A 22086-nucleotide genomic window follows, 5' to 3' on the forward strand; every position below is an offset into this window, starting at 1 on the left:
GGCAACATCGTCGTACCGCTCGCGAACATGCGCGGTCGTCTACTGTGGACGACGTGGATGCGTTGGCCGGACTGCTCGAAGGGCCGCGTGCTCGCGGTGCGTTCCTGATGTGCTCGCTGCTGAACCCGCCGTGGTCACTGCGGATCCAGGACGGCGCGCCGTTGACGGTGCTCGCGATGATCCGGGGAAACGCCTGGGTCGGTACCGATTCCCAGCCGCCGCGGCAGCTCCGCGCCGGTGATGTCGCGATCTTCCGTGGGCCGCACCCGTATACGGTGGCCGACGATCCGGCGACCGAACCGCAGATCATCATCCAGCCGGGTCAGGTCACCACCACCGCCGATGGTGAGATCCTTTGCGAGACACTGAGTCTCGGGGTACGACAGTGGGGCACCGACGCCGACGGCGAGACGCTGATGGTGACCGGCACCTACGAATCGGCGGGTGCGGTGAGCAGGCGGCTGCTGCGGGCGCTGCCGCAGGTCGCGGTGCTGCCGCGTGGTGATCTCGACACCCGGCTGCTCGATCTGCTCGTCGACGAGGCCACCAAGGACCTGCCTGGCCAGACCGCCGTGCTGGACCGCCTGCTCGACCTGCTGCTCATCGCCGCCCTGCGCGCGTGGTTCGCCCGCGACGACGCCCCCGCCTGGTATCACGCCTACAGCGATCCGCTGGTCGGCAAGGCCCTGCGCCTGCTTCAGCACAACCCGGCCCACCCGTGGACGGTGGTCGCGCTGGCCGAGGCGGTCGGGATGTCGCGGGCCGCGCTGGCCCGGCGGTTCACCGAGTTGGTCGGCGAGCCACCGATGACGTTCCTGACCGAATGGCGGCTGTCACTGGCCGCCGATCTGCTGGCCGAGTCCGACGCGACGGTGGAAGCCATCGCCCACCAGGTCGGCTACGGCAGCGCCTTCGCGCTCAGCACCGCGTTCAAGCGGCACTTCGGGGTGAGTCCGCGCGACCACCGGCAGGGAAACACGGCCGCGCTGTCGTCGTCCGCATGAGCGGTCGGTTCCCGGCGGCGATCGCGGAACGTGGCCACGCCGGGCCGCAGGCCCATGCTGCATGATGACAGCGTGAGCTATCCCGTCCTGTGGCCGATGCCGACTCGCTGGGCCGACAACGACCAGTACGGCCACGTGAACAACGTGACCTACTACTCCTACTTCGACACCGCGGTGAACGCCTGGCTGATGCGCGCCACCGGCACGGATATCACCGCGCTGCCCGCGCTCGGCGTCGTCGCCCAGACCTCGTGCCGGTTCCACGGTTCGGTGAGCTTCCCCGACCAGTTGCAGGTCGGCCTGCGCATCGCCCGCCTCGGCACCTCGAGCATCACCTACGACCTGGCGATCTTCAAGGAGACCGAGGCGGGACTCGAACTGGCCGCGACGGGCGATTTCGTGCACGTCTATGTCGACGCCGACACCCGCAAACCGGTGGCGATCCCGGAGGTCGTCCGGACCGCCGCGGCCGAACTCGTCACCGAGTAGCCGAACTCAGGAGGCGATGACGCCGACCTCCGGCCATTCGCTCGCACGGCGGGCGCGCAGGATGATCTGGCCCGCCGGGCTGTAGCCGGGCGGGCCGGGTAGCGCCGAGAAGGTGGTCTTATCGATCACCAGCGCGGAATCGAGCTGGTCACGGCTGGGGCCGAAATGGTATTCGACCTCGGTGGTTTCGTCGCGAACCTTCTTGAAATACACCAGTGTTGCCATCGCCGGATCTCCGCGTAGACCTGCGCCGGTCAGCGGATCGTGACCGGCGGCTACCGACCATCGTGGCAGGGATCGAGCGATCGCGCGGCTACCTCGGGCGAATTGTTCCGAGCGAGTTGCGCGCTCACCCGCGCAGCATCGTCTGGAATCGGCGCATGCCGGAAATCCACCGGTCGTAGTCGGAGCCCTTGTTGCGGTACATCTGCAGGACCTCCTGGTGCGGCAGGATCAGGAAGTGCTCGGCGGCCATCGCCTCGATCACCGTCTCGGCGACCTCCTCGGTCGAGAGCACCGCGCCCGCCGTCGTCACGGCCTTGATCGCCAGCGCGGCCGCCTCCGGTGCGTCGGGGATCAGGTCGCCGCTGAGCAGCCGGGTATCGACGCCCATCGGGCACAGGCAGCTCACCCGGACGCCCTGGTCGCCGTAGGTGACCGAGAGCCATTCGGCGAAGCCGACCGCCGCGTGCTTGGTCACCGAATAGGGCGCCGAGCCGATCTGGGTGAGCAGCCCGGCCGCCGACGCGGTCGAGACGAAGTACCCGCCGCCGCGCTCGACCCAGCCGGGTACGAGCAGCCGCGCGGCGCGCACATGCGCCATCACGTTCACCTCGAGTGCCGCCGACCACTGGTCCTCGGTGCTCTCCAGACCGGGTCCGCCGCCGATGCCCGCGTTCGCGAAGAACAGATCGACCGGACCGAACGAGCCTTCCGCCGCCGCGATGAGCTCGGCGATCACCTGCTCGTCGGCCACGTCACCGCCGACCGCGACGGCGTTCTCGCCCAGCTCATTTGCTACTTTCGCCGCGGTGTCCGCGTCGATGTCGGCGACGACGACCCGCGCGCCGCCCGCGACGAGCCGATGCGCGAGCGCGGCGCCGATGCCGCCGCCCGCGCCCGTGACGATGCCGACCTTGCCTGCAATCTCCATGACCGCACCCTAACGGCGGCCGTCACCGCTCGGCGGGGAATTCCGCCACCACGGTGTACAGCGCGGGGTGCGCGGTGGCATAACTCGGCGCGGCCGAGAGCCGCCGCTGGAATTCGGGGCTCGCGCCCGCGGCGCGCCAGGCCTGCTCGCCGTCCCAGTGCGCGATATCGACCAGTGGGAAGCGGACGCCGGGGTCGATGGCTCGGTGCAGGCGGTTGTCCCGGAGACCGGGCGCGCGCGACATCAGGCCGGCGCGGGTGTGCCAGTGCCCGATGAACTCGTCGATCCGCGCCACGGGCAGATCGAAGGCGTTGACGAAGACGATGCCCGCACCGGTCGCCGGCGCCTCGGCGGTGTACTGGGCGGCCACGCCGTAGCTGCCGGTCGCCGCCTCGACCGGCGCCGTGAACAGGGGCGTGGTGCTGTCGACGTCGACGACGCCGACCGAGACCAGCTGATGCGCGGTGCCGCGCTCGATCGCCCGGAGCAGGACGGCGGTAGCCACGCCCGGCACGAGATCGGGCCGCCACGCGGGCCGCAGGGCGTCGACTCGCGCGGCCGAGGTCTCGACGATGCTGATCTCGATCATGGTGCCCACCTGAGGAATTCGGCCCGTTCCCGACGCGGTGCCGCTGCGTCGAGGATAGGCCGAGTCGCCGCGTCGTGCCCGCCGTCAGGTGGTGACCGCCGCCGCGGGCTGCGGTGCCTGCGCCACCGGTTCGGCCGGGGCGATCGCGGCGCGGGCCATGGTGCCGAGGCGGGTGTGGTTGAAGACCAGGTTCAGCAGGAACGCGGCGCCGGCGCCCAGCGTGACGCCGCTGTCGAGCAGGATCTGCGCCGAGGTCGGGAACTTGGTGAACATGCCGCTGGTCAGCTCGGGCAGCAGGCCGATGCCGATCGCGGTCGCGGCGATGGTGGCGTTGACCCGGTCGAGCAGGTCGGCCTGGCGCAGCGTGTTGACGCCGACCACCGCGACCGTCGCGAACAGCACCAGCCCGACCCCGCCGACCACCGGCTTCGGGATCGCCGCGACGACCTCGCCGATCCGTGGCACCAGCCCCAGGACCACCAGGATTGCGCCGCTCACCGCGGTCACGTACCGGCTGTAGATCCGCGTCGCCGCGACCGCGCCGACGTTCTGGTTGAAGATCGTGTCGACGAACGCGGTGAAGACCCCGCCCAGCACGCCCGAGAGGCCGTCACCGACCAGGCCGCGGGCCAGATCGCCCTTGCCGACGGGCTTGCCGGTGATCTCGCTGATCGCGAGCATGCTCGCGGTCGACTCGGCGAACACCACGGCCATCACGATGCTCATCGCCACCACCGCGGTCACCGGGAACTGCGGTGCGCCGAAGTGGAAGGGCTGCGGGATCCCGACCCAGTCGGCGGTGCCGATGCCCGCGGTGCTCACCAGGCCCATCGGCAGCGCGATCGCGATCCCGGCGACCAGCGCGATGAGCACGCCCAGTTGCGACCACACCCCGCGGCCGAGGCAGACGAACCCGACCGCGATCAGCACCACGACCGCGGCCAGCCCGATGTTCGACGGCGCGGCGAAGCTCGGCGACTTCGGGTCGGTGCCGATGATCAGGCCCCCGGCGACCCCGATCAGCGACACCCCGACCACCGTCAGCACGGTTCCGGTGACCAGCGGTGGGAACAAGCGCACGACCCGGGCGAACGGCCAGGCCAGCGCGATGCCGACGACACCGCCGATCAGCATCGACCCGTAGACGGCGTCCAGGCCGTACTCCTTGGCGATCAGGATCATCGGATTCAAGCCGACGAAGGTCGCGCCACACACGATCGGCAGGCGCGCGCCCGCCAGCTTGCCAACGCCGAGGCTCTGCACCAGCGTGATGATCCCGGCGACCAGCAGATCGGCGCTGATCAGCAGTCCGATCGTCGACCGGTCGAGCCCAGCGGCCGCGCCGAACACCAGCGGCACGGTGATACATCCGGTGTACATGATCAAGACGTGCTGGATGCCGAACACCAGCTGCCGCGCGAACGGCAGCCGGGTGTCGACGGGATGTAACTCACTCATGCACCTGTTTGTAGCCCGCCATTTTTACCGCCGATGCGCGTCGTGTTTCGGCGGTGTGACGGGTCGGGTATATCGCTCAGACGCGGCTGAGCAGCGTCAACGGGTCCTCGAGGAAGCCGGCGGTGGTCGCGAGGAAGCGGGCGCCGAGCTCGCCGTCGACCATCCGGTGATCGAAGCTCAGACCCAGCGTGGTCACCCAGCGCACGGCCAGTTCGTCGCGGAACACCCACGGCCGCTTGCGGATCGATCCGAGGCACAGGATCGCGGCCTCGCCCGGATTCACCAGCGGCACCCCGGTGTCCACGCCGAACACCCCGACATTGGTGATGGTGAAGGTGCCGCCGCGCAGATCGGCGGGCGTGGCGTTGCCCGATCGGGCCGTCTCGGCCGACCAGCTGATCTCCCGGCACAGTTCACGCAGGCTCAGCGACTGCGCCTCCTTGAGATTCGGCACCAGCAGCCCGCGCTCGGCGGCCACCGCGATCCCCAGGTTCACGTAGTGCTTGGTGACGATCTCCTGGTTCTGCTCGTCCCAGGCGGCATTGATTCCCGGATACTCCGCGATCGCCGCCAGTGCGGCCTTGGCCACCAGGGCCAGCGGAGTGAGGGTGAGTCCCTCGAACGATGTCGTCGTGCGCAGGTGATCGAGCAGTTCCATCGTGGCGGTGCAGTCGACGGTGACGAAGGTGCTGGCCTGCGGGATCGTGCGGGAGCTGGCCTGCATCGCCGCGGCGGTGCGCTTGCGGATGCCGGTGACGGGGGTGCGGTGCTCGCGGGCGGTCGGCTCGATCAGCCCGCCGTCGGCGTCGCCGGAGTGCCCGTCGACCGGCGCGGGCGCGGTCTCACCCGCGCGCGCCGGTGTCCTCGGTGCCGTCACCGGGACGGCCGAGCGCACGTCCTCCACGGTGACCGCGCCCTCCGGCCCCGAGCCTGCGACGAACCACAGATCGATGCCGAGTTCCTTGGCCAGCTTGCGCGCCGCGGGCGTGGCCGCCGCGCGATGAGTGCTCGGCGTGCTCGACGCCATCGCGGCCGCCGGGGTGGATCTGCGCCTGCGCGAGGTGGATTCGGCCTCCGGGCCGTAGCCGACCAGCACGTCGTTGCGGGTGACGTGGTCGGCGGTCGGCGGCGCGGTGACCTCGAGATCGTTGCGCACCCGGATCAGCGGCGCACCGACCGGAACGGTGTCGCCCTGCTGGGCCAGCAGCTCCACGACCACCCCGGAGAACGGCGACGGCAGCGCGACGACGGCCTTGGCGGTCTCGACCTCCGCGATGGTCTGGTTCAGTTCCACCGTGTCGCCGACCGCGACGGCCCAGGACACCAGGTCACCGTCGGCGAGGCCCTCGCCCAGATCGGGTAGGCGGAATTCGAGAACATGACCGTCGTCGGCGGCTTGTTCCGGCACTGCGGCACCTTTCATCACGCGGCTAGACAGCGATCGACCGCCGCCAGAATGCGGTCGGGGTCGGGCAGGTGGTGCTTTTCGAGCTTAGCCGGGGGGTAGGGGATGTCGTAGCCACCGACGCGCAGCACCGGCGCCTCGAGGTGATAGAAGCAGCGTTCGGTGATCCTGGCCGCGATCTCGGCGCCGAGCCCGGCGAAGACCGGCGCCTCGTGCACGACGATCAACCGGCCGGTCTTGTCGACCGATTCGGCGATCGTGTCGACGTCGATCGGCGAGAGACTGCGCAGATCGATCACCTCCAGCGAATGTCCTTCCTCGGCCGCGATCTTCGCCGCAGTGAGCGCGGTGGCGACGGTGCCGCCGTAGGCGACCACGGTCGCGTCCGCGCCGCGGGTGCACACCCTGGCCTTGTGCAGCGGCAGATCCGGTTCGCCGTCGAAATCTACGTCGGATTTGTCCCAATAGCGACGTTTCGGTTCGAAGAACACCACCGGATCGTCCAGCGCGATGGCCTGGCGGATCATCGAATACGCGTCCGCGGGGGTGCTCGGCGAGACGACCCGCAGGCCCGCGGTATGCGCGAAATACACCTCCGGCGACTCCGAATGGTGCTCGACCGCGCCGATGCCGCCACCGAACGGAATGCGAATCGTCAACGGCGCCTTCACCTTGCCGCCGGTGCGGTAGTGGATCTTGGCGACCTGGGAGACGATCTGGTCGAAGGCGGGATAGACGAAACCGTCGAACTGGATCTCCACCACCGGGCGGTAGCCGCGCAAGGCCATTCCGAAAGCCGTGCCGACGATGCCGGATTCGGCCAGGGGAGTGTCGATCACGCGGTTGTCGCCGAAGTCCTTCTGCAAGGTGTCGGTCACCCGGAACACGCCACCGAGCCTGCCGATGTCCTCGCCGAGCAGGACCACCTTGGCGTCGTCTTCCATGGCGCGGCGCAGGCCGGTGTTGAGGGCGGCGGCGAAGGTGGTGATCATGACTGGGCTCCTTCGGCGAGGTAGGCCGAGAACTGCTGTGCCTCTTCGGTGATCAGGGGGTGCTCGGTCGCGTAGACGTGGTCGAACATGCGCTCGGGGTCGGGATCGGGCATCTCCAGCGTCGCGGTGCGCACGCGGCGGGCCACGTCGTCGGCGGTGGCGGCCACCTGGCGGGCGAACTCCGGGTCGAGGTGGCCCTCGCGGTCGAGCAGCAGGCGGATGCGCTCGATCGGGTCGCGGTGTTCCCAGTACTCGGTGTCGGCGGCGGTGCGGTAGCGCGACGGGTCGTCGGCGGTGGTGTGCGGGCCCATCCGGTAGGTCATCGCCTCGATGAAGGTGGGGCCGCCGCCGGTGCGGGCCCGCTCCACCGCCTGGCGGGTGACGGCGAGGACCGCCAGCACATCGTTGCCGTCGACCTGCACGCCCGGGATGCCGTAGCCGTCGGCCCGGCGCACCAGCGGCACGTGGCTCTGCACCGTCACCGGTTCGCTGATCGCCCACTGGTTGTTCTGGCAGAAGAAGACCACCGGCGCGCTCCAGGTCGCGGCGAAGCCGAGCGCTTCGGCGATGTCGCCCTGGCTGGTCGCGCCGTCACCGAAGTAGGCGATGGTGGCGATGTCGGCGCCGTCGAGGTGGGCGGCGTAGGCGTAGCCGGTGGCATGCAGCCCCTGGGAGCCGACGACGATATTGGCGTTGGTCATGTTGACCGTGTCCGGGTCCCAGCAGTGATGGGCGACGCCGCGCCACAGGGTGGTCAGCTGTTCGGGCGCGACACCGCGGACGTAGGCCACCGCGGTCTCGCGGTAGGAGCAGAACACGTAGTCGTCGGGGTGCAGGGCGTGCGCCGAGCCCACCTGGGCGGCCTCCTGGCCGAGCAGCGGGGGCCACAGGCCGAGCTGTCCCTGGCGTTGCAGAGCGGTAGCCTCGACGTCGATCCGGCGGGTCACGACCAGGTCCTCGTAGAGCTGCCGCAACCGCCCGGCATCGATGTCGGCGACCAGCGCGGCGTGTTCGCGATCGAACACGCGCCTGCCGTCCGGCTGAACCAACTGGACCGGGTAGGTCTGCTTCTCCGACATCGAGATCGCCTCCTCACCACCGCGCCTTGTGGGCCGATGCAAGTACGACAATCGCTGAGTGCGATGTGTATCACTCAGCATCCACGATAAAGCCGACTGCGCAAGCGACCGACACGGCAATGAGCAGAATGCATGGTCTGGACCCGGCGCGCGCTGTCATACTGCGTCGTATGACAAGTCGCGAACCCGACGCCGTGACACTGGACGCCACCGACGCGCGGCTGCTGCGCGAGCTGATCGCCAATCCCCGGGCCACCGGCGTCGAGCTGGCCGCCCGCCTCGGCTTGTCCCGCAATACCGTCCAGGCCCGCCTGGCCCGCTGGGACAACGGCGGCGTGCTGGGCAGCTTCGAGCGACGCGTCGAGCCTCGCGCCCTCGGCTACCCGCTGGCGGCCTTCGTCGCGGTGGTCGTCGACCAGCATCAACTCGACTCCGTCGTCGACGAACTCGCCGACGTCCCCGAGGTCACCGAGGTCTGCGGCATGACCGGCTCCACCGACCTCACCGTCCGTATCGTCGCCCGCGACGCCGACGATCTCTACCGCATCGCCGGCCGGATCCTCAAGATCCCCGGCGTGGAACGCACCAACATGGCCCTGGTGATGCGCGAACTCGTCGGCCCCCGCACCGCCCCCCTCCTCGACCGCCTCGCCGGGCCGAACTGAGAGCCGTCGGCGCTGCGCCGCCCTGTGCCGATCGTGTTGCCCAGCGCGGTGTCGGCCCTACGTGCCGGACGGCAGGAAGCGGCGGACGAGGAGACCGGCCAGGAGGGCCCAGAAGGCTCCACCGATGCCGAAGAAAGTGGTGCCGGAGGCGGCTACCAGGAAGGTGACCAGGCCGGACATGCGGTGGTCGGGGTCGGTGAGGGCGCCGGTGAGGGCGGCGGCGAGGGTAGCGAGCAGCGCCAGGCCCGCCACGGTTTCCAGGGTGCCTGCCGGGGCGGCGGCGATCAGGGTGACCAGGGCGGCCGAGGCGAGGCCGAGGATCAGGTAGGCGGCGCCCGCGGTGGCGGCGGCGATCCAGCGGCGTTTCGGGTCGGGGCTCGCGGCGGGGGCGGCGGACAGCGCGGCGCTGATGGCGGCGAGGTTGATCGCGTGGCCGCCCGCGGCGGCGCCGGCGATGGTGCCGATGCCCGTGACGAGCATCGACGCGCGCCAGGGCACCTGGTAGTCGAACGAGCGCATCACCGCGACGCCGGGAATGTTCTGCGAGGCCATCGTGACGATGTAGAGCGGCACCGCGATGCCGACGATCGCCTGCCAATGCCAGTGCGGCGCCGTCCATTCCACGGTCGGGACCATCGCGGCGAGATCGAGGTGCCGGTCGCGGACCGCGATGTCGACGCCGGTGCCGATCGCCGCGGTGGCGAAGGCCACCAGCACCGCCCACTTCGGCGCGTACCGCTGCAGCACCAGCCACACCAGGATGACCGGCACGACCACGGCGGGGGAGGTGTGCAGCGCCTTGACCGGCGCCAAGCACAGCGGGACGAGTACTCCGGCGAGCATCGCCTGCGCGATCGGCACCGGGATCGCCGCCACCAGCGACCCGAGCCGCTGCCACAGCCCGGTGATGACGATGAGCACGCCGGTCACCGCGAACGCCGCGACCGCGCCGGGCCAGCCGCCGGCCACCAGCCCGGTGCTCGCCAGCAGCGCCGCGCCCGGCGTCGACCAGGCCAGCGTGATCGGGATCCGGTACCGGAAACTGAGCAGCAGAATGCCGATGCCCTGCGTGAAGCACAGGATCATCAGCCCGGATGCCGCCTGCGCCGGGCTCGCGCCCACCGCCCGCAAACCGCTGAGCACCACCGCGAACGAACTGGTGAACCCGACCAGTGCGGTGATCGCGCCCGCGCCGAGCGGTTGCGCGATTCCGGCCCGAGGTTCGGTGACCTCATCGGGCGTGGTGGTGACCTGCGACATTGTCCCGATATTGCCGGTCGGTGCTGCCGCTGTCGCCTGCCAGTACCGGGAAAGTGGCCTGATCTGCGGTCGGCGCCGGGCAGTCCAGTTCGTGCCGGCAGGCGGTCGAGGATGGACCATGTCGGCGCGTCGCCGCAGTCGGTTCACCCGGCCGGTGGCCGGATTCGTCGGTCGAGCCGAGGTCGCGGCCATGTTCGGCACCGGTGAACCGCCCGCTCTGCGTAGGGTGGCGACGGGGGATTCGCAGGTACGACCGTGGTGAGGAGTGGCAGTGGGCGCGGTATTGATCTCCCCGGAGGAGCTCCGGGAAGAGCTGGCGGACAACAACATCCACCTGCTCGATGTGCGGTGGGCGCTCGGTGATCCGAACGGCCCGCAGCATTATCTCGACGGGCACATCCCGGGCGCGGTCTTCGTCGACCTGGAGACCGAACTCGCCGCCGCGCCCTCGCCCGCGCGCGGCCGTCACCCGCTCCCCGATCCGGGCACCTTCGAAAAGTGCGCGCGCAGTTGGGGACTGGGCGACGGTGAACCGGTGGTGGTCTACGACGCGACCGGCGGCATGGCCGCGGCCAGGGCCTGGTGGCTGCTGCGCTGGGCCGGGGTCGCCGACGTCCGCATCCTCGACGGCGGCCTGCCCGCCTGGACCGCCGCCGACGGCGAGCTCGCCACCGGCGCCGAGCCGGACCCGGCCACCGGCGACCTGGTGGTCCGTCCCGGCGCTCTGCCGGTGATCGACGCCGACGCCGCGGCGAGCTGGTCCGGCGTGCTCCTCGATGCCCGCGCGGGCGAACGCTATCGCGGTGAGGTGGAGCCGGTCGATCCGCAGGCCGGGCACATCCCCGGCGCGGTGAGCGCCCCGACCGCCGACAACCTCGACGACACCGGACGTTTCCACCCCGCCGACACCCTGCGCGCCCGCTTCGCCGCGTTCGGGGACGGCCCGGTCGCCGTGTACTGCGGCTCCGGCGTCACCGCCGCGCACCAGATCGCGGCCCTCGCCGTGGCGGGCATCCCGGCCGCGCTGTATCCGGGCTCCTGGTCGCAATGGTCCAACGACCCGAAGCGCCCGGTCGCGACGGGAGCCTAGGCCAGGCCGGAAGGTCGAGCGGGCGCCTCGCGCGCCGCGCTGGTGGACCCGCGCTCGCCGGCGCACCGGTGGACGGCTGATCGCGGCAGTCGCCGTCACCGGGGCTCAGGGGCAGCCGCGGGCGATGTCGTGGAGGGCGGCGTTGTCGGCGGCGGTGATCGGGAGGTCGTAGTCGACGGCGACCGTGAGGTACTTCGCGGCGTAGAAGCAGTGGTTGGCGCGGGCCGGGGGGAGCCAGTCGGCCGGGGTGTCGTCGCCCTTGGACTGGTTGGTGGTGGCCCCGGTGGCCAGCAGGTTCACCGACAGGTCGTTGGCGAAGCGCAGGCGCTGGGCGGGCGGCCAGCCGGCCGCGCCCATGTCCCAGGCGGCGGCCAGCGGGTAGACATGGTCGATCTGCACCCGGCCGCCGTCGGACTTGCGGAAGGTGATGTCGGCGCCGGTGTAGGGGTCGGTGAGCACGCCCTCGACGACGACGCAGCGGCCGCGCAGCACCACCTCGCGCAGCTGTCCGGCGAGGACGTTGTTGCGCGTATCGCAGCCGTCGTGGCCGCCCGGTGCGTCGGTGTCGTCGGACCAGGCGGTGCCGAACACGCACGCCTGGCCCGCCTTGCAGCCGCGTTCGTAGCCGCCGGGACGGGGGCGGGCCGCGATCACCCGCACCCGCTCGAGCAGCGCGGTCACCTCGGCACGCGTCGGACTCCCGGGTGCCGGGGTGACCGGTTCATCCGGGGTGAGAACGCCACAGCCCGCGACCGCGAGCACCATCACCAGCAGCCGCGCCCATGTCCACATACCTGCAGGTTGTAGCCGGAGGCACCGACAACAACCCGCGCGGGCTCACAACCAGGCGCGGGCGAGGATGTCGTCGGCGGCTACTTCGCTGGAGTTCGGCGGGAATCGCGTCGCCGCGATCGAGGACACGTGTGTGCCGTCGTGGCCGACCAGCCAGGATCCGCCACGGTCCTCGCATTCGGCGATCTTGGCGAACACGGTCAACAGGAAGGTGATCGACTCGCGCGGATCGGCCGTGTGGGCCAGACGCTGGGATTCGCCAGGTCTGGACAGGTCGAGCCACACCCCGGATTGGCCGTCCAGGCGCATGCCGACGATCTTTCCGGTGTCGATGAAAGTGAATTTGCGCCGTTCCCACGGGGTTGTCGGGGTATAGCTCTGCTCGAGAACCTGGAGCAGAATCGTCATCACTGCCCTCCGCACGCATACAAGGGGTTCATCGGCCGAGCCGGAGCGAGCCCGGTTCGCCTGGGTCGTTATGTAGTTGTCGCCGGTGGATGGTCCGGCCCGTGACCAGGGGATATCCAAGTATGTTCCGGGATCGGCGAGAAATCCAGGGGGAGGAGCCGCCGCGCCGGTTGTCGGTGCCGACTGCTTGGATGGAACCCATGCTGCACGGTCTGTGGTCCCCCGGGTCGGGCCTGCTGCTGTGGCACGACGGGGCGCCGGTGGCCGTCGGCTCGGTGCTGGGCGACATCCTCGAACGCGCCAGGTTCCGGCATCGCGCCGAGGTGCTCGTCGTCGATGCCGCGGGACGGCCCGATACCGCCGAGGTGCGCGCCCACGCGCTCGCGCCGCCCACGGCGGCCGTCGTGCTGCGCAGCAGACTCGGGCGCGAGCACATCGCCGGCGATCTGCGGTTCCTCGGGCATGTCGCCCGTGGCGTCGAACGATGGGTGCGGGCGGGCCGGGTGGTGCCGCAGGTCGAGCGGGCCGACGGCCAGTGGTGGGTGCGCTGGCGGCTGGTCGGCGGGCAGCGGCAGCGGGCGTGGCTGGCCGAGCTGGCCGCCGCGATGCCCGCCGCGCTGCGCGTGGCCGGGTCGCCATCGGCCGTGCTGGACGACCTCGTCACCGAGCTCACCGACCCGATCGCGCGCGAGTACCTCGCCCACCGCACCATGACCCACCCGATGCTGCGGGCGCTGGTCGGCGACACCCCGCTCGAGGCGGGCTCCTACCGGCTGGCCGAGACCCTGGGGCAGTGGCGGGCCGGCTACGCCGCCGACGAGCCGGAACTCGTGCTGCGCCTGTGCGAACCCGACGGTGAGTTCGGCGCCGTCGACGAATCGGTGGCGCTGTGGCGCTTGCAGGTGTGCCTGCGCCCGGTCGACGACGCGCCCAAACCCGTTGTCCTCGACGATGACCCGGTCCTGGTCCGGACCGCCGCGGAGAAACTCGGGCACGCGCGCAAGGCGTATCCGCGCCTGCGCGACCTGCCCACCGACCCGCGCGGACTCGACCTGCTGCTGCCCACCGCGGTCGTCGCCGACCTGGTCGCGCACGGTGCGCACGCCCTGCAGGAAGCCGGTATCCGCCTGCTGCTGCCGCGCGCCTGGAACATCGCCGAGCCGAGCATGCGGCTGCGGGTGAGCAGTCCGGCCGCCGCCGAGACCACGGTCGGGCTGAGCGGATTGCTGTCCTACCGGTGGGAACTGGCGCTCGGCGACCTGGTGCTGACCAAGGCCGAGATGGAGCGGCTGATCCGCAGCAAGTCCGATCTCGTGCAGCTGCGCGGGGAATGGGTGCAGGCCGACCATCGGGCGCTGGCCGCGGCCGCCCGCTATGTGGCCCTGCACGCCGACGACACACCGATCACCCTGGCCGACATGATCGGCGAACTGGCCGCCGAACGCGTCGACGATGTGCCGGTCACCGAGGTCACCGCCGTCGGCTGGGCGGCCGAATTGTTCGCCGGGGAAGGCGAACCCGAGCCGGTCCCGGTGCCGGTCGGCCTCAAGGCCGAGCTCCGGCCCTACCAGGAGCGCGGGCTGAGCTGGCTGGCCACGATGAGCAGGCTCAACTGCGGTGCGATCCTGGCCGACGACATGGGCCTGGGCAAGACGGTGCAGGTGCTGGCTCTGCTCGCGCACGAGCGCGAATCGGCCGCGGTCGGCACCGGACGGGCCGACCCGGGAGATCGGGTCGGCCCCACCCTGCTGGTGTGCCCGATGTCGGTGGTCGGCAACTGGCAGCGGGAAGCGCAACGGTTCACCCCCGATCTGCGAGTGCTCGTCCACCACGGCCCTTCGCGGCTCACCGGCCCGGAATTCGCTGCCGCCGTGGCCGACGCTGATCTGGTGGTGACCACCTACGCCCTGCTGGCCCGCGACGCGACCCTGCTCGGCGAGCAGCGGTGGGAGCGGATCGTGCTCGACGAGGCCCAGCACATCAAGAACGCCGCCACCCGCCAGTCGCGCGCGGCGCGCGCGCTCACGGCGCGACATCGGCTGGCGCTCACCGGAACCCCCGTGGAGAACCGCCTCGAGGAACTGCGCGCGCTGTTCGACTTCGCCATGCCGAAACTGCTGGGCAGTCCGCAGTCGTTCCGGGCCAGGTTCGCCGTGCCGATCGAACGCGAACGCGATCAGCAGGCCGTCGAGCGGTTACGCCTGATCACCGACCCGTTCGTGCTGCGCAGGCTCAAGACCGATCCGGCGGTCATCAGCGATCTGCCGGAGAAGCTGGAGATGACGGTGCGGGCCAACCTCACCGTCGAACAGGCCGCGCTCTATCAGGCGGTGGTCGACGACATGCTGGCCAAGTTGAAGGACGCGAAGGGCATGGCCCGCAAGGGCGCGGTGCTCGGCGCGCTGACCAGACTCAAGCAGGTCTGCAATCATCCCGCGCACTACCTCGGCGACGGTTCGCCGATCCTGCGTCGCGGCAGTCACCGCTCCGGCAAGCTCGCCCTGGTCGAGGACGTGCTCGACGCGGTCGTCGCCGACGGTGAGAAGGCCCTGCTGTTCACCCAGTTCCGGGAATTCGGCGACCTGGTGCTGCCGTTCCTCACCGAGCGCTTCGGTACCCCCATCCCGTTCCTGCACGGCGGAGTGTCCAAGAAGGGACGCGACGAGATGGTGACCGGGTTCCAGCGGGAGAACGGGCCGCCGCTGATGCTGCTCTCGCTCAAGGCAGGCGGCACCGGGCTCAACCTCACCGCCGGCAATCACGTGATCCACCTGGACCGCTGGTGGAACCCGGCGGTGGAGAACCAGGCCACCGACCGCGCGTTCCGGATCGGTCAGCAGCGCGTGGTGCAGGTCCGCAAGCTGGTCTGCGTCGACACCATCGAGGAGCGCATCGACGAGATGATCAGCGGGAAGAAGCAATTGGCCGACCTGGCCGTCGGTGCGGGCGAGAACTGGATCACCGAACTGAGCACCGACGAACTGCGCGACCTGTTCACCCTCGGTGCCGAGGCGGTGGGCGACTAGTGGCCGATTTCAGTCAGTTCGGACCGCGCCGACCGGTCACCGGCGGCGCCCAGGCGCGCGGCGGGTTCGGCCGGACCTGGTGGGGCCGGTCCCTGCTGGAGGCGGTGGAGAAGGTCGCCGACGCGGGCAGGCTCTCGCGCGGGCGCACCTACGCCAGGGTCGGCCAGGTGGTGAACTACCGGATCGAGCGCGGTGCCGTCACCGCCGAGGTGCAGGGCAGCCAGCCCAGCCCGTTCACCTCGGTGCTGGCGCTGCGGCCGTTGCGTGCGGAAGAAATCGAGCTGCTGCTCGCCGAGATCAGGGAGGCACCCGGCATGCTTGCCGAGATCGCCTCCGGCGCACTGCCGCCCGCGTTGGGCCCGCACCTGCTGCCCACCACGGCGTCCGAACTCGACTTCTCCTGCAGCTGCCCGGACATGGGCTGGCCGTGCAAACACGTCGCCGCGGTCTGCTACCTGCTCGCCGAACGGCTCGACGAGCAGCCCAGCGAAATCCTCACCCTGCGCGGCCTCGACCTGGACACCCTCATCGGCGGCGTCGAGAAGTCCACCCGCACCACCGAATCCGCCGACCCCTACGGCGACGACCTCGGCCTCCCCGAACTGCCCCGCATCGAATTCCGCGCCGTCATCGAGGACCTGGACCCGGTCCCCCTCCGCCGGGCCCTGCGCATGTCCACCGAAGACGAACAGACCGCGGCGACCGGCCTGCGCGAATTACGTTCCCTGTACCAGGAATTCGACAGCTGAGTCAGGGCAGGTCGTAGTCGAACCAGATGTGGTGGCCGCCGGTGGAATCGACGTAGAGGGCGCCGGTGCCGGTGATGCCGGTGAGTTCGCCGGTGCCACTGGCGGGGACGATGTGGAAGAACTCGTCGGTGCGATCGGTGCCGCCGGTCGTGGCGGAGTGGACGAAGTTGAACGCGCCGGATTTGCCCGCCAGGGTGCCCTCGAAGGACTCCATGGCGATGTAGGTGCCCGCGCCGGTGGACATGTCGAACGCCGCGGTGAACAGGGTCGCCGAGGTGCCGGTGATCTCGCCGGCGTAGACCTTCGTCATGAGCGTGACGCCGACCGGGAGCCCAGTGCTGATGGGCGGCTGGGGCTGCAGGTCGGTGGGGTCGAACGCGGTGACTTCGAACGTGCCGGTTGCTTTCATGCGGCGATGCTAAACCGGGCCACCGACACCGCGGTCACCGCTGCGCTGTCGTGTCGATGCGGTAGATCCGGACGGCATTGCCGCCGAACACCTTCCGCAGGTCCTCGGTGCTCGCCCCGGCGTCGGTGAGCACGCTCGCCACGGTCTCGACCGCGCCGGTGATGCTGGTGATCGGCTTGTCGACCGGGAAGTTGGAGCCCCAGATCAGCCGGTCGGCGCCGAAGGCCGTCAGCGCGTGGGTGAGCAGCGGTCGCACCCGGTCGATCAGGGTGGGCACCGGTGTCGGGACCCCGCGCGGCGGCACCGGGTGCCCGAGGACCGGCATCATCAGGCCGCTGACCTTGGCCACCACATTCGGCTGGGCGGCCAGATCGGTGAGGTCGTCGCGCCAGCGGTCGAACAGGGCGCCGCGCTGGGCGGCGGTGTGCCCGGTGTCCTTGCCGACCGGCCCGAAGATGCCCGCGGGCGTGCCCAGGTGGTCGAGCACGATGGTGACCTCGGGGAATCGCTCGGCCAGTGCCGTCACCTCGGCCAGCTGTCCCGAATAGACCCAGGCGTCGAAGGACAGGCCGCGCTCGGCGAGCAGGCCGAAGCCGTTCAGGAAGGCGGGGGCGGTCAGGTGGCCGTCGTGCGCCGCGAACGACTTCACGGCCGGGTCGGGGTGGTGGGCGACCATGGTCCTGATGCCGCGCAGCAGCGGCGAGGCCGACTGATGCGCGTCGAGCACCGCGCCGAAGTCCGCGGCGGCCGGATCGGCCGCCCCCACGATGAGGCTCAGCGGCGGGGTGTCGACGCCGAACGGCAGGCTGGCCACCCACCTTGTCTCGTCGGGCTTCCAGCCGGTCCATTCCACTTCGCAGTGCCCGATGCCGCGCACCGCCGTCGTCCCCAGGTCGGTGCGGTAATCGGCGGGCAGATAGGGGCCGGTATAGGCGGTGGGATCGCCGACGAATTCCCGGTCACGGCGGGGCGCCAGCTTCGCCGCGATATCGATCGACAGCGGCAGATAGCGCAGCAGGGTGGCGAGCTTGCTGAATTCGCGCGGGGTCGTGCGCGGGTCCCACTGATGGATGTGCGCATCGATGATGTCGAGGTCGGTCAGGTCCATTGCTGTACGTCCCATCGCCGCCGCTGGCAGTGTGCTGGCGGCAATTGTCACACGCGGGTGCCGGGTGTGGCTGGATTCGTGCTCGCGGCGATCGCTTCAGACGGTCCGTCGATACTGACCACCGACAGCGAAGAACGTATCGGTGACTTGCTGTAGGGTGCACACCCGCGCCGCGTCCATCAACACCTCGAAGATATTGCCGTCGGTATGGGCGACCTCGGCCAATCGCACCAGCGCGCGATGGGACTGTTCGGCATTCTCCTCGACGAACGTGCGCAACCGGTCCAGCTGGGAACGGCGCTCCCGCTCGGTGCCGCGGGCCAATTCCAGCGGGCCGTGCGCGGCGTCGTCGCCGTGACCGCGGAAGGTGTTCACTCCGACGATCGGCAGGGAACCGTCGTGTTTGCGCTGTTCATAGCGCATCGACTCGTCCTGGATGCGTCCGCGCTGGTAGCCGGTCTCCATCGCGCCGAGCACGCCGCCGCGTTCGCTGATGCGCTCGAATTCCAGCAGGACCGCCTCCTCGACCAGGTCGGTGAGCTCGTCGATGACGAAACTGCCCTGCAGCGGATTCTCGTTGACCGCCAGCCCCCATTCCTTGGCGATGATGAGCTGGATGGCCAGCGCGCGCCGCACCGAATCCTCGGTGGGCGTGGTCACCGCCTCGTCGAAGGCATTGGTGTGCAGGCTGTTGCAATTGTCGTAGACCGCGATCAGCGCCTGCAGGGTGGTGCGGATGTCGTTGAACTGCATTTCCTGTGCGTGCAGCGAACGGCCCGAGGTCTGCACGTGATACTTCAGCTTCTGCGCGCGTTCGCCCGCGCCGTAGCGGTCGCGCATCGCGACCGCCCAGATCCGCCGGGCGACCCGGCCGATCACGGTGTATTCGGGGTCCATGCCGTTGGAGAAGAAGAACGACAGATTCGGCGCGAAGTCGTCGATCGCCAGTCCACGGGCGAGATAGGTCTCCACGTAGGTGAATCCGTTGGCCAACGTGAAGGCGAGCTGGCTGATCGGGTTCGCGCCCGCTTCGGCGATGTGATACCCGGAGATCGACACCGAATAGAAATTGCGGACGTCGTTGCGCACGAACCATTCCTGCACGTCGGCCATCATCCGCAGACTGAACTCGGTGGAGAACAGGCAGGTGTTCTGCCCCTGGTCCTCCTTGAGGATGTCGGCCTGCACGGTGCCGCGCACGGTCGCGAGCGTGCGCGCCCTGACCTCGGCGGCTTCGTCCGGGGTCGGCGGCCTGCCCTCGGCCTCGGTGAAGCGGCCCAGCGCCTGGTCGATCGCGGTATTGAGGAAGAACGCGAGGATGGTCGGGGCCGGTCCGTTGATGGTCATCGACACCGAGGTCGTCGGCGCGCACAGGTCGAAACCGTCGAACAGCGTGCGCATGTCCTCGACGGTGGCCACCGAGACTCCCGAGGTGCCGACCTTGCCGTAGATATCGGGGCGCTCGGCCGGATCGTGGCCGTAGAGGGTGACCGAGTCGAACGCGGTGGACAGCCGGGTCGCCTCGGCGTGGGCGCTGAGGACCTTGAACCGCCGGTTCGTGCGCGCCGGATCGCCCTCGCCGGCGAACATCCTGGCCGGGTCCTCGTTGTCGCGCTTGAACGGGAAAACCCCTGCGGTGAAGGGGAATCGGCCGGGCAGATGTTCCGCACGCAGGAAACGCAGCAGTTCGCCGTCGTCGGTGTAGCGGGGCAGGGCGACGCGGGGGATGCTCGAGCCGGACAGTGACTCGCGCCGCAGCGGGGTGCGGATCTCGCGATCGCGGACCCGCACGATTTGCTCCTCGCCCGCGTAACTCGCGGTGACGGCGGGCCATTCGGCCAGCAGCGCGGCCGACGCCGGGGAGAGGTCGCTGCGCGCGGCTGTCAGCAGGTCGGCGACGGCGGCGTCGTCGGGCAGTTCGTCGTGCACCAGCCGCAGGCGCTGAATGCGCTGGGCCGCGGCCACGTCCCGGACGGTGTCCGCGTGGTAGTCGCGCACGGTCTCGGCGATCTCGGCCAGGTAGCGGACCCGTGCCGGCGGCACGAGCTGGGCGAACCGGGTGGAGACCTTGGTGTCGACGCGGGGCAGCGCGCCTTGCTCGAGCGGGAGTCCGTGTTCGGCGAGCAGCCCGGTCAGGTGCTGATAGAGGGCGGTGACGCCGTCGTCGTCGAAGGTGGCCGCGCTGGTGCCGAAGACCGGCATATCGGCCGGCTGCGCGCCGAATTCGGCCCGGTTGCGGATCAATTGGCGCGCCACGTCGCGGACCGCGTCGGCCGCGCCACGGCGCTCGTACTTGTTGATCGCGACCACGTCGGCGTAGTCGAGCATGTCGATCTTCTCGAGCTGGGAGGCGGCGCCGAACTCGGGCGTCATCACATACAGCGCCACGTCGACGTGGTCGACGATGCCCGCGTCGCCCTGGCCGATGCCGGGGGTCTCCAGGATCACCAGGTCGTGGCCCGCGGCGCGGCAGGCGGCGATCATGGTGTCGATGTCGTCGGGCAGTTCGTGATTGCCGCGGGTGGCCAGCGAACGGAAATACACGTGGTCGCCGTCGAGCGCGTTCATCCGGATGCGGTCGCCGAGCAGTGCGCCGCCCGCCCGGCGCCGGGTCGGGTCAACGGCGAGGACCGCGATGCGCAGCTTGTCCTGCTGGTCTGTCCGCAGCCTGCGCACCAATTCGTCGGTGAGCGAGGACTTTCCGGAGCCGCCGGTGCCGGTGATGCCGAGCACCGGCACCCGGCGCTTGCTCGCCGCCGCGAGGATCGCCGCCCGGTCCGGCGTGGACAGCGCGCCCTGCTGCAGACAGGTGATGGTGCGCGCCAGGGCATTCCGGTCGCCGGTGTAGAGGGCATCGAGGTCGGGCGGGGTGGCGGCCCGGTCGACATCGCACACCCGGACCAGCTCGTTGACCATGCCGGGCAGACCGAGGCGCTGGCCGTCCTCCGGGGAGAAGATCCGCACGCCGACGCGCGCCAGCCGCTCGATCTCCTCGGCGACGATCACGCCGCCGCCCCCGCCGAAGATCCGCACGTCGCCCGCGCCCGCCTCGCGCAGGGCCGTGGCGAGGTACTCGAAGAACTCGATGTGCCCGCCCTGGTAGGAGCTGACCGCGACGCCTTGGACGTCCTCCTCGATCACCGCGTCGACGATCTCGCGCACCGATCGGTTGTGGCCGAGGTGGATCACTTCGGCGCCCTGGGCCTGCAGGATGCGCCGCATGATGTTGATCGCCGCGTCGTGCCCGTCGAACAGGGCCGCCGAGGTCACGAATCGCACGGGATGGACCGGCACATGCAGGGCGCTGGACTCGCTCATGACTGCCTCCGCAGCAGATAGTACGACCAATACTAGGACGTCCAACTAATTGTAGTATGAACTGCGTCACTCCGGCGCGAAACGCGGCCCGCGGGATTCGGCCGAATCGCGCACCCCGGTCGACATACTCGACGGATGGTTCGCGAACACAGGGTGGGCGTGGCGTTGGAGCGGCTGGTGGCGGCGGGCGTGATCAGCGGCGACCAGCGCGGGGCGGTATTGCGGGCCGTGGAAGCCGAGGAGCGGGCGGGCCGGGCGAGTGCGGGCCGGATGATCGCCGAGATCGTCGCCTATCTCGGGGCGGGCCTGGTGGCCGCCGGGGTGGCGCTGTTCCTCGGGCTGGCCTGGTCGGACGTGGCGCAGACCGGGCGGGTGGTATTGCTGCTGGTCGTGGCCGGGTGCGCGGTCACCGGCGCGGTGCTGCTGGCCGGTGGGTGCGACGGGATCTTCCGACGGGTGCCGATCGCGTCGGCGGGGCGCAGCAGGCTCGCGGCGGTGCTGCTGGTGCTGGCCGCGGTCATGGTCTGCGGCGCGGTGGTCACGGCCTTCGGAGACGACGCCGAGATCGCGGCCGCGATCGCGGGACTGCTCGTCGCGATCCTCGGATATCTGCTGGTGCCCACCGTGCTCGGCATGGTCGCGATGGGCGGGTTCGGCGTCGCGAGCGTGGTGACCACGGCTTCGGCGGTGCTCGACTACCGCTCCGCCTGGCCCGGCGTGGTGCTGATGCTGCTCGGCGCGGTGTGGGTCGGGCTCGCCTGGGCCCGGCTGTTCGTCGCCGACTGGGCGGGGTACCTGATCGGCGGCGTGATCCTGGTGAGCGGGGCGCAGTCGGTGACGCCCGGGGAGTCGCTGTGGCGGCCCGCGCTGACCGCGCTGGTCGGTGTGGCATGCCTGCTGCTGTACGCGCTGCGGCGCGAGCCCGTTCTCGTGCTCGGCGGCGCGGCGGCGGTGGCGATCGCGGTGGGGCAGACGGTGGCCGAGCGGACCGACGGCGGGCCGGTCGCCGCGAGCGTGGTGCTGGCGATCGGCGCTGTCGTGCTCACCGTCGGTGTGGTCGTGCTGCTCGCCGGATCGAAACAGCCGGACTGA

20 protein-coding genes are annotated in these 22086 nt (G+C 70.4%); 7 read left to right on the forward strand and 13 right to left on the reverse strand.

The window, feature by feature from the left end:
- The first annotated feature begins 53 nt into the window (after positions 1-53).
- Both ACIO52_RS25300 and ACIO52_RS25305 read left to right on the forward strand, forming a co-directional pair.
- Positions 54-1004 (forward strand): AraC family transcriptional regulator, encoded by a 951-nt coding sequence (locus tag ACIO52_RS25300; protein WP_402647259.1) that lies wholly within the window; start codon positions 54-56, stop codon positions 1002-1004.
- Between the two features lie 54 nt (positions 1005-1058).
- Positions 1059-1493 (forward strand): thioesterase family protein, encoded by a 435-nt coding sequence (locus ACIO52_RS25305; RefSeq protein WP_218720959.1) that lies wholly within the window; start codon positions 1059-1061, stop codon positions 1491-1493.
- 6 nt (positions 1494-1499) lie between these two features.
- Here the strand turns inward: ACIO52_RS25305 and ACIO52_RS25310 are convergent, their stop codons facing one another.
- The 7 genes from ACIO52_RS25310 to pdhA form a co-directional block, all read right to left on the reverse strand.
- Positions 1500-1718 carry a hypothetical protein gene (locus tag ACIO52_RS25310; protein ID WP_218720960.1) on the reverse strand — a complete coding sequence of 73 codons (219 nt, stop codon included), beginning with the start codon at positions 1716-1718 and terminating at the stop codon, positions 1500-1502.
- Positions 1719-1842: 124 nt separating this feature from the next.
- Entirely contained in the window at positions 1843-2646 is an 804-nt protein-coding gene (locus ACIO52_RS25315) for an SDR family oxidoreductase (protein WP_218720961.1), read from the reverse strand.
- A 22-nt stretch (positions 2647-2668) separates the two neighbouring features.
- Positions 2669-3235: an antibiotic biosynthesis monooxygenase family protein gene (locus tag ACIO52_RS25320; RefSeq protein ID WP_402647263.1), complete on the reverse strand. Its 567-nt coding sequence runs from the start codon at positions 3233-3235 to the stop codon at positions 2669-2671.
- Between the two features lie 84 nt (positions 3236-3319).
- Positions 3320-4693 (reverse strand): nucleobase:cation symporter-2 family protein, encoded by a 1374-nt coding sequence (locus ACIO52_RS25325; RefSeq protein ID WP_316573675.1) that lies wholly within the window; start codon positions 4691-4693, stop codon positions 3320-3322.
- 76 nt (positions 4694-4769) lie between these two features.
- On the reverse strand, positions 4770-6101 hold the full coding sequence (locus ACIO52_RS25330) for a dihydrolipoamide acetyltransferase family protein (RefSeq protein WP_402647267.1): 1332 nt from the start codon (positions 6099-6101) through the stop codon (positions 4770-4772).
- A 14-nt stretch (positions 6102-6115) separates the two neighbouring features.
- Positions 6116-7090 (reverse strand): alpha-ketoacid dehydrogenase subunit beta, encoded by a 975-nt coding sequence (locus ACIO52_RS25335; RefSeq protein ID WP_218720965.1) that lies wholly within the window; start codon positions 7088-7090, stop codon positions 6116-6118.
- Positions 7087-8169: a pyruvate dehydrogenase (acetyl-transferring) E1 component subunit alpha gene (gene pdhA / locus ACIO52_RS25340; RefSeq protein WP_316573678.1), complete on the reverse strand. Its 1083-nt coding sequence runs from the start codon at positions 8167-8169 to the stop codon at positions 7087-7089. Before pdhA ends, ACIO52_RS25335 begins: the two co-directional genes overlap by 4 nt.
- Positions 8170-8339: 170 nt before the next feature.
- Here pdhA and ACIO52_RS25345 point away from each other — a divergent pair, with 170 nt between their 5' ends.
- Entirely contained in the window at positions 8340-8834 is a 495-nt protein-coding gene (locus tag ACIO52_RS25345; RefSeq protein ID WP_218720967.1) for an Lrp/AsnC family transcriptional regulator, read from the forward strand.
- A 57-nt stretch (positions 8835-8891) separates the two neighbouring features.
- On the opposite strand, the gene ACIO52_RS25350 is transcribed toward ACIO52_RS25345, so the two are convergent.
- Positions 8892-10094 (reverse strand): benzoate/H(+) symporter BenE family transporter, encoded by a 1203-nt coding sequence (locus tag ACIO52_RS25350; RefSeq protein ID WP_218720968.1) that lies wholly within the window; start codon positions 10092-10094, stop codon positions 8892-8894.
- A gap of 271 nt (positions 10095-10365) precedes the next feature.
- On the opposite strand from ACIO52_RS25350, the gene ACIO52_RS25355 reads away from it, so the two are divergent.
- The gene (locus ACIO52_RS25355; RefSeq protein WP_402647272.1) at positions 10366-11184 is read left to right on the forward strand and encodes a sulfurtransferase; all 819 of its coding nucleotides are present in this window, start codon (positions 10366-10368) and stop codon (positions 11182-11184) included.
- Positions 11185-11289: 105 nt separating this feature from the next.
- On the opposite strand, the gene ACIO52_RS25360 is transcribed toward ACIO52_RS25355, so the two are convergent.
- Positions 11290-11976: an HNH endonuclease family protein gene (locus ACIO52_RS25360; protein ID WP_218720969.1), complete on the reverse strand. Its 687-nt coding sequence runs from the start codon at positions 11974-11976 to the stop codon at positions 11290-11292.
- Positions 11977-12021: 45 nt separating this feature from the next.
- Entirely contained in the window at positions 12022-12384 is a 363-nt protein-coding gene (locus ACIO52_RS25365) for a hypothetical protein (protein ID WP_218720970.1), read from the reverse strand.
- Positions 12385-12584: 200 nt separating this feature from the next.
- On the opposite strand from ACIO52_RS25365, the gene ACIO52_RS25370 reads away from it, so the two are divergent.
- Positions 12585-15410 (forward strand): DEAD/DEAH box helicase, encoded by a 2826-nt coding sequence (locus ACIO52_RS25370; protein ID WP_402647330.1) that lies wholly within the window; start codon positions 12585-12587, stop codon positions 15408-15410.
- The gene (locus tag ACIO52_RS25375) at positions 15410-16159 is read left to right on the forward strand and encodes an SWIM zinc finger family protein (RefSeq protein WP_402647275.1); all 750 of its coding nucleotides are present in this window, start codon (positions 15410-15412) and stop codon (positions 16157-16159) included. The genes ACIO52_RS25370 and ACIO52_RS25375 overlap by 1 nt, the downstream gene beginning before the upstream one ends.
- A 1-nt stretch (position 16160) precedes the next feature.
- On the opposite strand, the gene ACIO52_RS25380 is transcribed toward ACIO52_RS25375, so the two are convergent.
- From ACIO52_RS25380 to icmF, 3 genes are all read right to left on the reverse strand, one after another.
- Complete coding sequence (locus tag ACIO52_RS25380; protein WP_402647278.1) at positions 16161-16568, reverse strand: DUF3224 domain-containing protein; 408 nt, start codon at positions 16566-16568, stop codon at positions 16161-16163.
- A gap of 34 nt (positions 16569-16602) precedes the next feature.
- On the reverse strand, positions 16603-17691 hold the full coding sequence (locus ACIO52_RS25385; protein WP_255588552.1) for an amidohydrolase: 1089 nt from the start codon (positions 17689-17691) through the stop codon (positions 16603-16605).
- Between the two features lie 81 nt (positions 17692-17772).
- Complete coding sequence (gene icmF, locus ACIO52_RS25390; RefSeq protein WP_402647283.1) at positions 17773-20994, reverse strand: fused isobutyryl-CoA mutase/GTPase IcmF; 3222 nt, start codon at positions 20992-20994, stop codon at positions 17773-17775.
- Between the two features lie 135 nt (positions 20995-21129).
- Here icmF and ACIO52_RS25395 point away from each other — a divergent pair, with 135 nt between their 5' ends.
- Positions 21130-22086 carry a DUF2157 domain-containing protein gene (locus ACIO52_RS25395; protein ID WP_218721207.1) on the forward strand — a complete coding sequence of 319 codons (957 nt, stop codon included), beginning with the start codon at positions 21130-21132 and terminating at the stop codon, positions 22084-22086.

The sequence above is a fragment of the Nocardia sp. NPDC087230 genome, assembly GCF_044744725.1.
Lineage (GTDB): Bacteria > Actinomycetota > Actinomycetes > Mycobacteriales > Mycobacteriaceae > Nocardia > Nocardia canadensis.